The organism is Flavobacterium bizetiae (genome assembly GCF_024271895.1).
Lineage (GTDB): Bacteria > Bacteroidota > Bacteroidia > Flavobacteriales > Flavobacteriaceae > Flavobacterium > Flavobacterium bizetiae.
The window spans coordinates 3,745,640-3,761,760 of the sequence record NZ_CP091861.1 but is presented as its reverse complement, the minus strand read 5'-3'; the positions used below and the strand labels follow the sequence as shown (position 1 = coordinate 3,761,760).

Sequence of the window (16,121 nt, the reverse complement as noted above, 5' to 3'; positions counted from 1 at the left end):
TCCATCACAGGATAAACACCCGCAATTGCACAACAAAACACAAAACACAATCCTGTTTAGGTTTTGTTTTACAAAAGAACCTATTGATACTAAATACATTTTTAAGAAAAATAAGCCCAGTAACATTGCAGTATAAAACCACCCAACATGACAAAACTATTACTTATACTCGCCACGCTTTTATTACCGCTCATTAATGTAGCACAAACCACGATTAAAGGCACGGTAAAAGATCCGGATAACGCCACCGCCATTCCTTTTGCTTCAGTAGCTATTACTGACGAAAATCAAAATAAAATAGTTACTGCAGCAACTGATCAAACGGGTCATTTCTCCATACAGCTTCCCGCTTCCTTTACATCAGGAAATCTTTCGGTAACTTATATGGGTTATACCCAATACAATAAAGAAATTACAGCTCCTAATCTTCCCGAGATTTTAAATATTACATTAATAAAAGAGCAGAATCAACTGAATGAAGTTGTTGTCGATGCTCGTAAAAATGTCATTACCATAAAAGGCGATAAAACAATAATTGATGTTGATGCCTCCGGTATAGGCAACGGAAACAACGGACTTGAAACCGTAGCCAGAGTACCGGGCATGCGCCTTGATAAAGACCAAAACCTTGTTTACCGCGGGAATAAAGACATACAGGTTATGATTAACGGTCGAAAAAGCCTGCTTTCCGGAGATGCTTTGCGCGAATACATACGCTCCTTAAAAGGCTCAGACATCAAATCAGTTGAGATCATCGCGCAGCCTTCGTCAAGGTATGAAGCGGCAGGAACAGCAGGTATCGTAAATATTGTCCTGAAAAAAAGCAGCGCCACGGGTTTATCCGGAAACATAAGTACGGCGGCTTACAAAGGAGACTATTTTAAAAGCAGACAAGGAGGAAGATTATTTTATAATGATTCTCTCTGGACAATTACTACAAATGGATCATACTACAACGGAAAATCTGTCAATTACAGACATATAAAGCAGAACATTAGCATCGACGGAAACGAAAAAATTATAGACCAATACAATACCTGGCTTCCGGTTACGACATCATCCAGCCTGAATTTTGCTGTTGAGAGGAAAATCAATAAAAACCAGATTTTAAGTACCGAATGGCAATATTACAACGAAAAGAGCGACGAAACTACTCAGGGTTATACCAATGAATATCTTGACAATAATTTAAAAAACACGGTTAATCTTAATCAGTTTTTTAAAGTTCCGGAGAAACGCGTTTCGGGTAATGTTTTTTATAATTATACTTCTGACAGCCTTACTACAAAACTCGATGTACAGGCCAACTTTTTGCAGTTTAGTAAAAAGAAAAACGGAGCGCAGACTAATGATTATGCCAATGGTAGTTTTATGGAACTTGCAGGCGAAAACAAAACATCCTATAGGATTGCCAATCTTCAGGCCGATTTTCGTCAGAAGTTGGAAAAAAACATCAATTTTGAAGCTGGTGCCAAATATTCTTATGTAAAAATGGATTATTACAACCGTTATAAAACCAACAATACAGAACTTTTGTTTATACCCGATAGTTTATTGGTCAATGATTTTAAATATGACGAAAAACTGGCTTCGGGATATGTGCAGGCATCGGGTGAATTTGGCCGATGGAACATTCAGGCGGGAATGCGTATGGAGTATTACAACTTTGCAGCAACATCTCAAATAAATTTTAAAGTAAATAAAGGAGAATATGCTAATTTATTCCCGTCTCTTTCCCTTGGTTACAAGAACGAAAACAATCAGTACCAGTTTAGTTACAGCAAACGTATCGGAAGGCCAAATTACCTGTCGCTAAACCCCTATTACGAATATATAGATGCTTATACGCTAAACATCGGGAATCCGGCATTACAACCGCAATATTACGACAGTTTCGAACTGAGTTACGTCTACAAAAGTAAATTGAATTTGAACCTTTACGGTTATCTTTATAAAGATGGCTTTATTCAGGTTATAGATTATCAGCGGGACCAAAACTATAATATTACTTATGATGCCAATGCGGCCAAAGGCAACAGATTTGGTTTTTCGGCTTCTATGCCTTACGAACCTTTCAAGTGGTGGACCATGCAATTGAGTTTAGACACCTATTTGACCGGAGAAAAATCAGTAATAAAAAACTTCTCGTATAACGGAACAGGTTTTGGCTACGATCTTAATTTTTACCAAAGCGTAGACTTAAAAAACAACTGGAAGTTTACCATGAATTGTTTCTACAACGGTCGCTCTACCACGCCCAGCGGCTTTACACAAGCTACTTACGACATGAGTTTTACCGCCAAAAAAAGCTTGCTGAACAAAAAACTGGTAGCAGAAGCAGGATGTACCAACCTGCTTAAAAAAAGCCTTTATAACGAAACCACAAAAATAAACAATGTATCAACCGACTGGACCAATCGTTGGGAAACACGCAACTATTATGTGCAACTCACCTATTATTTTGGATCAGGAAAAAATAAAGAAGTAAAAGCTACATCACTAAAAGATGAAACTAAAAGAATGTAAAACGAAATACGGATATTTTATTCCGCTATAAAATCAATCTGATCCTTTTTCCCGATTTTCCCCACTCCCCTTTCTCTTATTAATGCCACTGCATCAAGCATTTTTATTAAATAAACATAAGGCGTTGTCAGGTCAAAAACTGGATCTGCGGGACTTGGAGACAAAGAAAGCTCGAGGATTTGGCATAGAAAAAATTCGAATTCTTTAGGCGTCTTTTTATTGAATGCTTTTTGAAATACAATAAAAGGATTTTCGTATTCCTGCTTCGTTAACGACGAAAGATCAAAAACCGTTTCAGAATGCAAAGACGCTTTCACTTTCCATTTTTTATTTTTCTTTTTTAATGCATAACAAACTTTAATAAAATAGCTTAGAGCGGTATAAAAAACAAAAACATCCGAAGGGTTTTCTTTACCGTAAACTTTTGTTTTGTAGCTGTAAAATACCGTTTCGGTTAAAGTTTGTTTATAATAATCAAGATCGGCAAAAGCAAAAAAGGCGTTTATTACCGTAAAGGGATTTCCTGTTGCAAAGCTTGCCCAAAAGCCAGTATCGTAGGATATTTTATTCTTTATCATACTTATGAAATTTAAAAATTCTCAAGCGAAGTTCTGTTCTTTATAAAGGATAAACTATTCGAAAAGCATCTATAATATTCTGACAAAAGAAATGTTGTATGGGATATTTTTTTATCTTTGAAACTCAAGATTTTTAATCGAAATGGCTTTATCTTTGAGCTTTTAGAAAAATTGATATTCGTTATGGAACAGAAAATACATCAGGGAAGAAACGTAAAACGTTTTAGAGAAATGCTTAACATAAAGCAGGAAGCATTGGCTTATGATCTGGGCGAAGACTGGAACCAAAAGAAAATTTCGATGCTCGAGCAGAAAGATGTAATTGAAGACAATCTGCTGAAACAAATTTCGGCTGTATTAAAAATTCCTGTTGAGGCTTTTCAGAATTTTGATGAAGAACAAGCGATTAATATTATTTCTAATACTTTTCATGATACTCAAGGCTTGATAAATTATAATCCAACTTTCAACAATGATCCGATCGACAAGATAATTCAACTTCATGAAGAGAAAATTGCATTATACGAGCGTATGTTGAAAGAGAAAGATGAAATGATGGTTAGGCTTGAGAAATTGATTGAGAAATAGATACCTGTAGGAACATTTTTATTGGTTTTGTCCTTCTTGCTTTAATATATTTAAATTAGTAAAATAAATCATATTCAATATCGAGAAGCTAGTTTCTTTTATTTTACAACTTTTAGTTTGAGATCTTTAAAAATCACTGTATGAAAAAAACAACTAAAAACTATTTAATTTTTGCAGCAGTCTACACTTTACTACTTGTGTATTTTTACTTTAATCAGCATTTTTTCACCATTAATTTGTATGACACTTATTATCATATAAGTTATTTCCATTTTGTTCTACCTCTTTTCATTATGGGCACTTTATACTACTTGACAAAGATTGCAACAAATAAATTGAAAAATAGAATAGAGCAATCTAACGATAAATACTCAAAGTTTTTATTATTTGTTCTAGCGCCTAACTCTTATTTTAAATTTAAAGAAAGAACCAAAAACTATATAATATTTCTAGCGTTTGGTATTTTGTTACTTGCCTATCTTTATTTTGCTGATTTTTATTATTTCGCTATTTATAGTAATACTAATCAACTTGTTAGTTATTATTATTTTGTTTTACCAATCTTAATTTTTGGAACTATTTTTTATTTTATTAAATACATAAAAGAACCACGCTAGAATTAGAGAAAGATGAAATGATGGCGAGGCTTGAAAAATTGATTGGGAAATAATTATAAAGAGATATAAATTATATAAAGAGACTTTTTAGAGTCTCTTTTTTGTTTTAATATTATTCTTCATAAAAAATTCTACTAAATTTGAAAATACTTTAAAACGTATATTAGTGTCATAAATTATTTTCAATTCGATGTTGATTTTCTTTAAGATTCTTTATTAACCACCAACCGTAATATCTAATGAAACTTAAAAGCTCAGCTGGCTTAAAAGTGGCGACAATATAATTTTCCGCTTTTTTGTGATCTTTAAAAATTATATCGTCAATTAAGAAGTCACTGTTATTAGATTGAAAGGAAATATCAAAATGCGCAAGAGAATGACGTAACGAAATAATTAAATCTTTGAGAGTAGTAATATCAGTATTAAATGTTGATTCTGAAATTCCCATTTGAGTTTTTAATTCTTTAGTTATATTAGCTTTCGGCATAAATGCAATGTTTCTTTCTTTCGGAAAGACAATTAACCCTAACAAACAGTTTATTAGCAAAGTATGATTATATTGTTTCTCAAAACCATATTGATGCATTGAACTTTCATACTGCGATATAACTGCTAAAGTTCTATCGATAAATTCTGTGTCTACATTTTTAAAATTTCCCATAATATTAATTTTTCAACGCTTCAGGCCTTTTGTCTCTAACATTTTTAGCTTGAAGATGTTGACACCCAAACTTTAGTTAATAAATCGTTTCGCAAATAAAACCTCTTCAAATAAAACCTAAAAATAGCTATATTATCAAACTGCTATTTTGCATTCATCCTTTTTATCCAATTAAAATTGGTAACGTTTAGTACTCCAACAAGCTATTCTCTTTATTTAATCTTGATGCCCATATTCTAACTCTTCATTTTTGTCCCAAAATGCCATAAAGAGTTCAGCAGGAGATCCTTTTCTACTTGTCCAGTCTGCTACTATTTTGATAGCTTCTTCTAAATCTTCGATGTATGCCATTCTTCCATCACTTCCTCTAATCCCTTTTTCATCTTTCTTAGCACCTCTATTTATAAGTATATTTTTTTCATCATAAACAATTCTTCTTACATCTTCAAATTCTTTGCCTTTTGGCAAATTATCTTTTAATAATTTTGTTAGTCCATGATAATACAGTTGAAACTTTTGTACAGGATCATCAATTCTCTGCCCGAGAAGAAGCTCTGCTTGATTTTCGATTACAAGTTCTGAATCAAGATTGATAATAAGCTGTTCGCCTTTAATATCATCTGACTTTTGTAATATCTCTAATCTTTCCAAATCTTCTTTGGAAAGTTTTCGGTCAATCTTATTTTGATCAATATTTTTATCACTCATTTCACTAATGTTATACCGTTAATAATTCTTTAATTTTTAATGCTGTTTCCCTTATTGAATCAATATCCCAATTGGAAACATTAAGCTTTTTTGTAATACTTTTAATATTTGGAAAATGTTCCTTAAATGCACCCCAGTAATCATTTCCTTTTTCAGATTGTCTCCATTGGTATTGAGAATAAATTATGCAAGGATGAATTTGACATTCCTTTGCAAATTTCTCTACCATAAACTTATTATGAATCATTTTTTCGATGTATCTCATTTTCTCTGATGATAATAAGTATTCTGAAGCAAATTCATTTGCTTTGTCTTCTTGAATTAAAAACAAATCTGGCTCACCAGATAGATGGTAATTTGTTTTTTTAATTGTTTCTAAGTCAAATAAAACATGATGAAGTTCGTGAATAAGCGCAAACCAAATCGTAGAATAATTTTTATTGAAATCCGTAATTACAATGCAAGGCTTGTCTTTTATTAAAAATGTTGCACCACGAATTTGCGTCTTAGGTAATGATGGTTGAAAAACTATGGTAATTCCAATATTATACAAAGCTTGAAAAACTGTAAGTAAACCTGTTTCAACATTTTGAGTATAGGGTTTGATTTTTGGAATTAAATCAATCAGATTCTGTCTTTTGTATTCATTAGGATTGTCAATTAATTCAAAATACTTATAGCTGGATTTAATCCAAAAATCTTTCATTTTATCACTAAATGATTTTTTTGTTCTACTATAAAATGCTTCATTTAGTTCTCGATCGTATTCATAAATACTATAGATATCAAAGAATTTACAAATCCTTTCCTTTAATACTTCTAATGAATCGTTTTTACTAATAAACCCTAAGCTTGTTAAAGTTTTAAGATCGAAAAATTTATTTATAAATGTAATATCCATTGAAGATTGAAGTTCTTTTATTTCCTCAACAGGTCGATCTTTAAAATGTACAATTAAAGCTTCATTAAAATCTAATTCTAAAAATTCAGTGAGTTTTAATAGTTTAATAATATCAGTTTGTTTAGAAGTTTTATCAAGAATAGCATCTAAACTTCTTCGCTCCATTCCTGATAACTTTTCAAATTGAGTTTTAGTCAATCCAGAGTTATCAAGTTTCTCTTTAAATAAATCCTCAAGAGATGGGCCGTTATATTGAAAACTCTTATTTAAAATATCGTTTATCATATTATTATAAAGGTAAATATACCACAAATTTAATAAAATATTTTAAAAAAGCAATAAAATAGAGGTAAATTTACCTTTATCAAACAAAGCCTTACTATTTTTAAATGTTTAACAAATCAACAATATTCCGATCACGCGGATTTGTAATCCATGCCCGTACAGTACATTGGTAGATTAAAAAAAGGAAAATCTAGGTTTTATTAATATTAGAAACATATGCGGAAAGATATTTCGACACAATCTTTGTGCATATTTAAACCATCGGATCTCAAAATTTAAAACTAATTACCATAAAAAAACCAGTGAATAAACTTCACTGGTTTTTTAATTATTTTTTATAAATCATCAGCTATTTGTAAGACGACTTATAGAATCGGTTTATTTTGTAATGCCAAACATCATGACCAATTTATCGTTAAGATAAAAATTAAGAGTTTGATCTGCTACATCAAAACGCAGGTCTTTACTGTTTAAATACGACAATACTTTTTGCTCTGTTTTATTTCCTTCGCCAATACATGCCATTTCTGTAGTTGCCAGCTTATCAAAAGAAATACGATCACCGCTAGTTTCATAAGTTCCGAAGAAGTTGTTGCAGCCTGAATTTCCACTTACTTTCTTTTCAGCTACATTAAATTTAATAGAAGCTTTTCCATAATCCTGCCCAACATTTTCAAGTGCGATTAGTTTCCAGTTATTTTTTCCAATAAAAGTCCACAATTGATTTTGAGTTGGTATAGAAAATTCCATCACTACTTTGTTCTTAGCATTTTTAAACTGTACTGTATTGTTTTTCTTTACAATTTTGAACTTTTTCTTTGTTATTGCTGCGCTAAAATCCTGTTCTAATTTCATGCTTTCGCTATCGCAAGCCATTAAAGTCCCCATTGGAGAATCGGTCTTAATTTGATTTTTTGCAGAAAGCTTCGTGTACTTTACATTAAAATTATTACATCCGTTTTTACCGCTTATGGTACCAGTTTCATCATTAATGGTAATAAAAGCTTTTCCGTTGTTGATCTTTTTTCCGTTTAACTGGGTTAAAATCATTTTGGTATTATAAATTCCTTTTTCGGCATTTACAGGAGTTTTCGAAATAACACTTTTCAGTTTATATTGGTATGCAGAAGCATCAGCCGGAATAGGTGCTGGTCTTTTTGTTCTGGTTACCATTATCTCATATCGATTTCCTTTTTCAAAATTAAAACCTTCAATATGATCATAAAAAAACTGCCATTCTTTGTCCTTATCGTACTTTACCTGCAAGCATTCCATAGGGCCAACACCCGTACATGGCACTTTATTTTCTTTTACAAACATTTTTAAACTTTCCTGACCATATGTAAATGTTGACAATAACACTACCACAAAAACATACATACATTTCAATCTTTTCATCATTTTAATTTTTTAGAATACCGATTATGCATTCTGATTATTTATGATTTTTTGCAGGCATGAACTGTGCCACTTTAAAATAAAGAATGCTTTTAACTTTTTTTTATCAGCCCTAAATTACGCTATTTCTTTAACAATTAAAACACTATGCACTGATAATCAGATTATTTATTTTGTAATAGCCAAAATTATTATTGTGGCTTTATTCAAGGTGTTTTAGTATTATTTTTAGATTTATTTAGGCTTAGAACTAGCATTATAATTTAAAAAATGGGGAGATTTTTAAAAACTTTAAATAAAAAAAAATGCGCAAAGTCAGAGACATTTGCGCATTTTTTCAGTTGAGCATTATTCCGTAATCATTCTTGTTCAAATATGTTATCTGGAATACCTTGAGAAAATATTTTTCTATATTTCCCTAAATCGTCTTCATTATTAATAGGATAGTTGACAAGAATAAAACTATTTGACGGATTATTCTTTTGGTAAATTACTAAATAAGATAAATCTAAATTTGGTTTTACATCTGGTATTTTTATGAAATAATTTTCTTCATATGAATTTGTCAACTTATAATTATTTACATCATATGAATATTTTATGTAGTTATGATCTGCAGCTTTTCCTACTGAAGGAATTGCTCCTTTTATATTAGGAACAATATATTTTTCGATTTTTCCTGTAGTTAATTCAAAGTTTTGCTTTAACAGGTTAACATTATTATTTTTATTAATTTCAGTATACATAAGCCAAACCGAACCTACTATCCCTATAAAAGAAAGTATTTTCAATTGTAAGTTTGCTGTCTTGTAATTCTTAAAAAGATAGTAAGAACTAAAACATAAAACAATAAGTAGTATAACTAATTTTACTTTAGTTCCGTCCTGTAATTCTGAAATATAGTGCATCTAATAATTCTTTATTTAAATCAATTGCTGACTTTTTCAGTGTAATTCTTTATAAATAACATTAGCGTATTAGCTTAAAGAAATGATCCGGTACCATAAATTGTTAGTTCTATTTAAATAATAAATAGTAGCAAAACCTACCTATTTCTTAGTTTTAAAAACTTTATAAAATACAAAAAGAATACCCAACCAAATAGGAATTAATTCTACAGACAACTTCATATTGGTCATCCACATGATGGATAGAATACCCAATAGAAATACAAAACAGATGTAGTTACTTAGCGGATAAAATATTGACGGAAACTTAGTTTTTGTGTTTTCTTTGTCTTTCGCAAGTCGAAACTGTAGATGCGTGTACGAAATCATCACCCAGTTAATCACTAAGCAAGACACGACTAAAGACATTAAAATACTAAAAGCTTCTTCTGGCATTATTTTATTGATTAAAATACAAATCGCTGCAAAGCAAGAAGAAATTAAAATGGCATTAACCGGCACCGATTGTTTGTTTAGCTTCTTTAAAAATTTAGGTGCACTACCCTGATCTGCTAAACCAAATAACATTCTTGAGTTGCTGTATACACTACTATTGTATACTGATAAAGCGGCAGTTAAAACGATTAAATTAAGTACATTGGCGATAAGCTTTGTAAAATATATTTTGTTGCCAAAGAACTCAAATTCCATTCCGTTAAGATTTTGAAAAACCATTACAAACGGACTGCTATCTGTAGTAATTTGTCTCCAAGGCGACAAGGCAAATAAAATAACCAATGCACCCACATAAAAGATAAGGATTCTATAAATAACCTGATTGGTTGCTTTTGGAATGTTTTTTTCCGGATTTTCGGCTTCGGCAGCGGTAATCCCGATAAGTTCTAAACCTCCAAAAGAGAACATAATAAGCGCCATTGCTGATAATAAACCCTGAAAACTACCCGAAGAAGTTTTTTCGAAGATCCCTTTTGGGAAAAATCCTCCATCATTGTATAAATTATGAATGGTCGCGTGCTCCCCTCCTGTTCCACTCATTAGTAAATAAGTACCAAAAAGGATCATGGCAATAATTGCGGCCACTTTTATGATCGAAAACCAGAATTCAGTTTCTCCGTAAACCTTTACAGAGGCAAAATTCAAAGCATTAATAACCAGAAAGAAAAATAAACTCGATGCCCAAAGCGGAATTTCAGGCCACCAAAACTGCACGTAAACACCAATGGCTGTAAGTTCAGCCATACTTACTAGAATATACAGAATCCAATAATTCCAACCCGATGCAAAACCGGCAAAAGAACCACAATATTTATAGGCAAAGTGACTAAAACTACCTGAAACAGGCTCTTCGACAACCATTTCGCCCAATTGTCTCATAATAAAAAAAGCGATGATTCCGGCAACAGCATATCCTAAAATAACAGATGGACCTGCTAGTACAGCCGCTGGACCAATACCAAGGAAAAGACCTGTTCCTATCGATCCGCCTAAGGCGATTAACTGAATGTGACGATTGGTCAGCCCGCGTTTAAGCTGATTGTCTTGTACGTCTTCCTGTTTTTCTTTCACAAATTTGTTTTTTAAAATGAGTTAAATGTACTCAGAAATGTATAGGCAGCGAAGATAAGTTAATAATCTTAATTGTAAATAAATCAATATACAATTAAAATTTCAGCGGTAATTTTCTCAATTCTATAAAAAATAATAATAATTTTATTGTTCTATTCTAAAACAATTACTATCTCTAATTAGCTGTTTTTAAGCATAATTACAACGCTTTAAGTTCGTTAAAAATAAAGTAATCCTAATTTAAAATCTATGAAAAACATAATTGTTTTACTACTTATAATGGCATTTTATTCCTGTGATAAAGTTCATAATGACAATAACATTACAATAAAAAACATAGATCTAAAAGATAAAATACTCAGGTTTAACGAAGATGCAAAGCATTATACAGTAAAAAATACAGACAATACTGTTTCTGTAGCTTTTTGGAAAGAGAATCATGAAATTCGTATTGGCTTATTTTCTTCAAAAAGACTTAAACATCAGCATTATATAGGAAAAACTAATCTCGATAAATTGACTGTCTATTTTTATTCTAATGATAAATCAACTTTTGAAGATTTAATTGATGTTAGGTTTAATGCAAAAGAAAGTGAAAATAAAAAAGATATTTCTGATAGCTATACATGCTTCTATACCTATAAAAATGGAAAATTAGAATTGATTTCGGCAAAATGATCATTATAAGATTCCGCTAAGTAAAAAAGAAACTACTACTTATACTTCGTGCTAATATTGGCTTGTTTTTTCAATTTAAAATAAAAAAGAAAAAGCACCGAAATAAGTAGGTCATAAAAGGGATTTCAATCGAAATCTCTGTTACTTTTGCCGAATGTTAGAAATTCTTTATCAGGACGAATATATTATAGCCATTAATAAACCGAGTGGCTTATTGGTTCACAAATCATTTTACGCACGCGATGCAAAAGTGTATGCTATTCAGGAACTGAGAAACCAAATAGGACAACATGTTTATCCTATTCATCGGTTAGACCGCAAAACATCTGGTGTCTTGTTATTTGCGTTAGACAAGGAAACTTTGAAAATTATGAACGATCGTTTTGCTACACGCGAAGTCGAAAAAAAATATTTGGCCATTTTACGTGGCTGGTCGCCCGAGGAACTAACGATTGATTACGATTTAGTTAATGATGATGACATCAAACAAAACGCAATAACCTACTTTCATCGTTTGCAAAATGCCGAAGTAGAATTAGAATTTAACAATAAACCAACTTCACGATATTGTTTGGTAGAAGCGATTCCTGAAACCGGACGTATGCATCAATTACGAAAACATTTCAAACATATTTTTCATCCCATTTTAGGAAGTCGGCCACATGGTTGTAACAAACAAAATAAATTATGGCTTGAAAATTTTGACCTGAAAGGAATGATGCTTCATGCTCATCAGTTGATTTTTGATCATCCAATACACAATGAACCACTCATCCTGAATGCAAAGATTAATGAAGAGTTTAGCAAAGTTGGTACTATTCTTAATCTGGATTTAAGTAAGTATCAATAGGATATTATTGAAATGTATAAAAAAAATTAAACACATAGAAGCATCGATTTTATGTGTTAAAATAGTCAACCGATTATTCTTAGCAAATCAACAACAATCGATATTCTCCTTCATTTTCTATTGGGGCTCTATGAACACAAGGCAATACTTGTTGTTTTGGATGATCTACAGCCAGGCGCCAAAGATGTCCTAATCCTAAATTAATGGGTTCTGCATTTTGATTTACCTGATAATGCAAATCAAAATAATTTTCCTTCAGGAAGTCTTCAAATCCTTCTTCAGGTCCATCATACAGTTCTTGTAGTTTTGTTCGGATTTCCGGAATCAGAATTTTTTGTTCGGCTTGAGAGTTTGCTACAATATCACTCGCTGCTCCGTGATAGGTGCATAAAAAAGTATCTGTGGCAATGGGCGAACGATCAACATGAAAAGAATACACATCTGTTGATATAAAATCAAATTCGTCATCACGTTCGTAACACTTGAGTAAATTAAGAGAAGGCGAAGCGCCAAAATCCGTTAATAATTGCAAATCATTTAAGATTATTTCCCGTGCTATATTTCCCTTTTCTGAAAGTTGGAGCGCAATTAAATCTTCAGAACAAATTTCCGTTATATTCTCTTTTAAAGATAATTGGGTTACAATCTCATTAAAATCACCATTCAAATTTCTGTACCAGCATAAGGCATTCATTTCTCCTTTGAAATCGGTATTTACAAGTTCAGAAAAAGTAGATGCTATTCCTATTTGGCTGTTATCAGAAAATATATTGCTCATAATGTAATTAAAGAAGCTGGTTACTTCAGGAGTTGCAAAATTAGGTAATTATATGAACTGAAAAAGATAAGCATCCTTATTAAGAGCTTTTTTAGCTAAAAATTTATCTTGAAATTAAATTTGAATTATTCCTTCTTTTGGAATAAACAATCTATCAAATTCGCCATTATCAATATGATTTCTTTGTTCTAAGACAAAATCCGTTATATCTGATATCCCTTCAATTTTTTCATTTACAAGCTTCTCAAAAGCTTCGTCATTCAAATCAAGCTGTATTGCTTCTCTTTCCAGTTTTGTTCCCAGAAAATCATTATCAGGAAGCCATTGAATCGTTACTTTTTTACTTTCAATTTCTTTTTGAGATTCATTTTCAGAAATAAGTACTGCATCATTTAAAATCTCTGCAAAAGCCTCTTTTCTAATCCAAATAGCAAACATTCTTTCCTGATTTTCTTCTCTTAGCCAATTACAACTATTCATCATAGAAAGAAAGCTAAGTTTTATTGGGTTTATCGTTAAAGCGCTTTCATCAGGGGCACTAAACTTTTGATCTTTAAGCGATTGTTCTGCTACTTCATTTTTATGTACCTGATACAATAAAACATATTCTCTAATTACTTCAACAAGTTCCCGAGGATAATAATCACCATATTCAAGGCTTCTTTTATTGAATAGATTCCCTATAATTTTTTGTGCTTCGGTAGATGAAGTTTTTAAACTTTCCGAATATTTTTCAAGTGGTATAAAAAAGCTATGCATCTCATAGCAATTTAATATTTGCCCTTTTCTCCTCCATTCAGAATCCCAATTTCTTAATCTTTTATCAGCAAACTCAGCTACTTCTTCATTAGCTTTTTGTTTTATTTGCTCTAAAAAGTTTTTAGCTTCCTCGGTACCAGTATCGGCAAGTGCCCATGTGCACTTTCTTTGCAATGGATAGTTATCATTCCAACTATATTCAAATTCTGTCAATGCAACTCTAAACAGCGTTTCTACGGTTACTGGGTTTGAAGCGCCCTGAAAAGCTCTGGCCATATCTTCATGGCTTTCATGCCAATCCGACTCAAATATCTGACATAGAAGTAATAAAATTTCCTCGTCTCGTGAATAGACATGAATAAAATGAAATGCATTTTCATAAACCCCTTTTCTGTCCTTTTCAATTAAAATTCTCTTTATTAAATTTATATCAGCTTCTCTTTGATGCATTTTTAATTTTTATATTATTTTGATTTAAAATTTATCTGTTGTACTAATTCTGCATCAATGCAGTTTTTAGATATATAAGTAAGATTTAAAAAGATCTCTTCTTTTTCATCTTTTTAAATTTTCCAAGCTAATATAAAAATATTTAAATGACATCTTATTAAATCTGTATAAAACTTAGATCTAGTGAAATTTTCATTTTTGACTTTAGGACAAAATATTTAAAAACGAATAACTAAGCTTGTGCAATAAAATGATTAAAATCTAAAAAGCCCATTTCTACAGAAATGAGCTTTCTTTTAGGCTTTATTAATACCCCTTTGTTTTCTAAACTGATATACTGAGCCTATGATAAAAAGCAGTAATAAAACAAGAAGCGTGTTCGCTATTACCGGATCTTTAATGTCCTTAGCCAGCGGATGTCCCAGCGGAACTCTCGTAAACGTTTCATTAACCGTAGGAACAAGAGATAAAAAGAAACTAAACGACAATCCCAAATTTTCAAAATAGCGAGCTCTTCCACTAATTTTTCTTTTTGTATGGAGAAAATAAGCCCCTAATACGAAAAATACGATAAAAACAGCAAAGACATGACCCGGATTGAATCCGCCATGTTTGGAGATTCCTAATGACGTTAGCGACGTAATAATTGTTCCGTAAAAATATATTTTACCGGATAATGTATTCAAATTGATTTTACCGAATTTGATAAAATCTACTACTGCGGCTACAATTGCAGCAACACCTATAATGGTGTGAAAAATTCCTAAACTTGATAATCCCATTTTTTATGATTTAAATTGATTTGAAAATACATCGCAAACTTCGGGTAGATCAGGGAAAATTGTTTGGGGAATTAGTTCAACTATTTGGCAATTTCGTTCACAAAAAAAGCATCCTGAATCTAAATACTCAGGATGCTTGAAAATTTTAAAAGAGTGTTATTTTTTAACTACAGATTCTTCGATCTTTGTCGGTAATTTGTTGGACTAACACTGTATTTACCCGTAAAACTTTTGGTAAAATTCGCCAGGTCATTAAAACCACAATCAAAAGCTATTTCATTAATACGTTGATCCGAAACCTCAAGAAGCTGAGCTGCTTTTTCTAACTTTTTAGTTTTAATATAATTGGCTGGTGTATCCTGGTATATTTTTACAAATTCTCGCTTAAACGATGAAACACTTAAATTGTTTTGTTGTGCCAGCTCTTCAACAGAAAGCTGTGAAAATAAGTTTGCCTCAATTATTTGTTTGAAAGTGTAGGTTGCGGGAGAGAAAAGCTGAGATAATATTAACTGTACCGATTCTGAATTTTGCGTTTGAGATAATAAAAGAATGATTTCTTTTACTTTCAGTACCAAAATATCTTCATTGATAAGAGAGGGATTTTCAAAATAAAACAACAAGCCTTCAATGTACTTTTGAATTAAAAAATCGTTGTTTATTTTTTCACTCGATTTATTCGATATTACATTCTTTGGTGTCTGAAGCAACAAAGGAAGTTCTCTGTCGTATATTTTTTTTAAGATTTCCGGATAAAACGTCACGATCACAATTTCGCAATTACAATTTGACTTTGAATTGTAAATTTGTTTTCCGGAATTTATACAATTCAATAATAATGAATAATGAGTTGCGATGCTTATTGGTTCATCATCTATTTGATATTCGAGGTCCCCTCCTTTTACATATAAAAAACAAGCTTGTTCCGTAACCGGAAAATCAAATTTAAACGGTGGTGTTAATTCAATTTTCTGAATCAGAGTTTTACCGTACAGATCGTGTTTTTTATAATCGTTTACCATTAAATTCTGTTTTGTTTCTAAAGTGTATTATTAAAGCTGAATTGATTTTGAGAATTTACGCTGCAG

At 31.4% G+C, this 16,121-nt stretch carries 16 protein-coding genes; 5 read left to right on the top strand and 11 right to left on the bottom strand.

The window, feature by feature from the left end; genetic code table 11:
* The first annotated feature begins 147 nt into the window (after positions 1-147).
* Complete coding sequence (locus L0669_RS15940) at positions 148-2,526, top strand: TonB-dependent receptor family protein (protein ID WP_263758757.1); 2,379 nt, start codon at positions 148-150, stop codon at positions 2,524-2,526.
* A 17-nt stretch (positions 2,527-2,543) separates the two neighbouring features.
* On the opposite strand, the gene L0669_RS15935 is transcribed toward L0669_RS15940, so the two are convergent.
* The gene (locus L0669_RS15935) at positions 2,544-3,104 is read right to left on the bottom strand and encodes a hypothetical protein (RefSeq protein WP_263758756.1); all 561 of its coding nucleotides are present in this window, start codon (positions 3,102-3,104) and stop codon (positions 2,544-2,546) included.
* Between the two features lie 183 nt (positions 3,105-3,287).
* On the opposite strand from L0669_RS15935, the gene L0669_RS15930 reads away from it, so the two are divergent.
* Complete coding sequence (locus L0669_RS15930; RefSeq protein WP_263758755.1) at positions 3,288-3,692, top strand: helix-turn-helix domain-containing protein; 405 nt, start codon at positions 3,288-3,290, stop codon at positions 3,690-3,692.
* 140 nt (positions 3,693-3,832) lie between these two features.
* Positions 3,833-4,309, top strand: a complete 477-nt coding sequence (locus L0669_RS15925) for a hypothetical protein (RefSeq protein WP_263758753.1) — start codon at positions 3,833-3,835, stop codon at positions 4,307-4,309.
* A 169-nt stretch (positions 4,310-4,478) separates the two neighbouring features.
* Here the strand turns inward: L0669_RS15925 and L0669_RS15920 are convergent, their stop codons facing one another.
* From L0669_RS15920 to L0669_RS15895, 6 genes are all read right to left on the bottom strand, one after another.
* Positions 4,479-4,970 carry a HEPN family nuclease gene (locus tag L0669_RS15920; RefSeq protein WP_263758752.1) on the bottom strand — a complete coding sequence of 164 codons (492 nt, stop codon included), beginning with the start codon at positions 4,968-4,970 and terminating at the stop codon, positions 4,479-4,481.
* 216 nt (positions 4,971-5,186) lie between these two features.
* Positions 5,187-5,678, bottom strand: coding sequence for a hypothetical protein (locus L0669_RS15915; protein WP_263758751.1), 492 nt, complete (start codon positions 5,676-5,678; stop codon positions 5,187-5,189).
* 10 nt (positions 5,679-5,688) lie between these two features.
* Positions 5,689-6,864 (bottom strand): ImmA/IrrE family metallo-endopeptidase, encoded by a 1,176-nt coding sequence (locus L0669_RS15910; protein WP_263758749.1) that lies wholly within the window; start codon positions 6,862-6,864, stop codon positions 5,689-5,691.
* A gap of 378 nt (positions 6,865-7,242) precedes the next feature.
* The gene (locus L0669_RS15905; RefSeq protein ID WP_263758747.1) at positions 7,243-8,262 is read right to left on the bottom strand and encodes an META domain-containing protein; all 1,020 of its coding nucleotides are present in this window, start codon (positions 8,260-8,262) and stop codon (positions 7,243-7,245) included.
* Between the two features lie 359 nt (positions 8,263-8,621).
* Positions 8,622-9,170: a hypothetical protein gene (locus tag L0669_RS15900; RefSeq protein WP_263758746.1), complete on the bottom strand. Its 549-nt coding sequence runs from the start codon at positions 9,168-9,170 to the stop codon at positions 8,622-8,624.
* A 141-nt stretch (positions 9,171-9,311) separates the two neighbouring features.
* Entirely contained in the window at positions 9,312-10,736 is a 1,425-nt protein-coding gene (locus L0669_RS15895; RefSeq protein WP_263758745.1) for an amino acid permease, read from the bottom strand.
* A gap of 249 nt (positions 10,737-10,985) precedes the next feature.
* On the opposite strand from L0669_RS15895, the gene L0669_RS15890 reads away from it, so the two are divergent.
* Together L0669_RS15890 and L0669_RS15885 are read left to right on the top strand one after the other, a co-directional pair.
* Positions 10,986-11,414: a hypothetical protein gene (locus tag L0669_RS15890; RefSeq protein WP_263758744.1), complete on the top strand. Its 429-nt coding sequence runs from the start codon at positions 10,986-10,988 to the stop codon at positions 11,412-11,414.
* Between the two features lie 154 nt (positions 11,415-11,568).
* Positions 11,569-12,264 (top strand): pseudouridine synthase, encoded by a 696-nt coding sequence (locus tag L0669_RS15885; RefSeq protein ID WP_263758742.1) that lies wholly within the window; start codon positions 11,569-11,571, stop codon positions 12,262-12,264.
* Positions 12,265-12,343: 79 nt separating this feature from the next.
* Here L0669_RS15885 and L0669_RS15880 read toward each other — a convergent pair whose 3' ends face one another.
* From L0669_RS15880 to L0669_RS15865, 4 genes are all read right to left on the bottom strand, one after another.
* Entirely contained in the window at positions 12,344-13,042 is a 699-nt protein-coding gene (locus L0669_RS15880; protein ID WP_263758741.1) for a DUF1826 domain-containing protein, read from the bottom strand.
* A 114-nt stretch (positions 13,043-13,156) separates the two neighbouring features.
* A complete protein-coding gene (locus L0669_RS15875; RefSeq protein ID WP_263758739.1) occupies positions 13,157-14,251 on the bottom strand; it encodes a DUF4291 domain-containing protein in 1,095 nt (364 codons plus the stop codon).
* A gap of 296 nt (positions 14,252-14,547) precedes the next feature.
* A complete protein-coding gene (locus L0669_RS15870) occupies positions 14,548-15,033 on the bottom strand; it encodes a hypothetical protein (protein ID WP_263758737.1) in 486 nt (161 codons plus the stop codon).
* A 167-nt stretch (positions 15,034-15,200) separates the two neighbouring features.
* Complete coding sequence (locus L0669_RS15865; protein ID WP_263758734.1) at positions 15,201-16,055, bottom strand: AraC family transcriptional regulator; 855 nt, start codon at positions 16,053-16,055, stop codon at positions 15,201-15,203.
* Positions 16,056-16,121 lie beyond the last annotated feature (66 nt).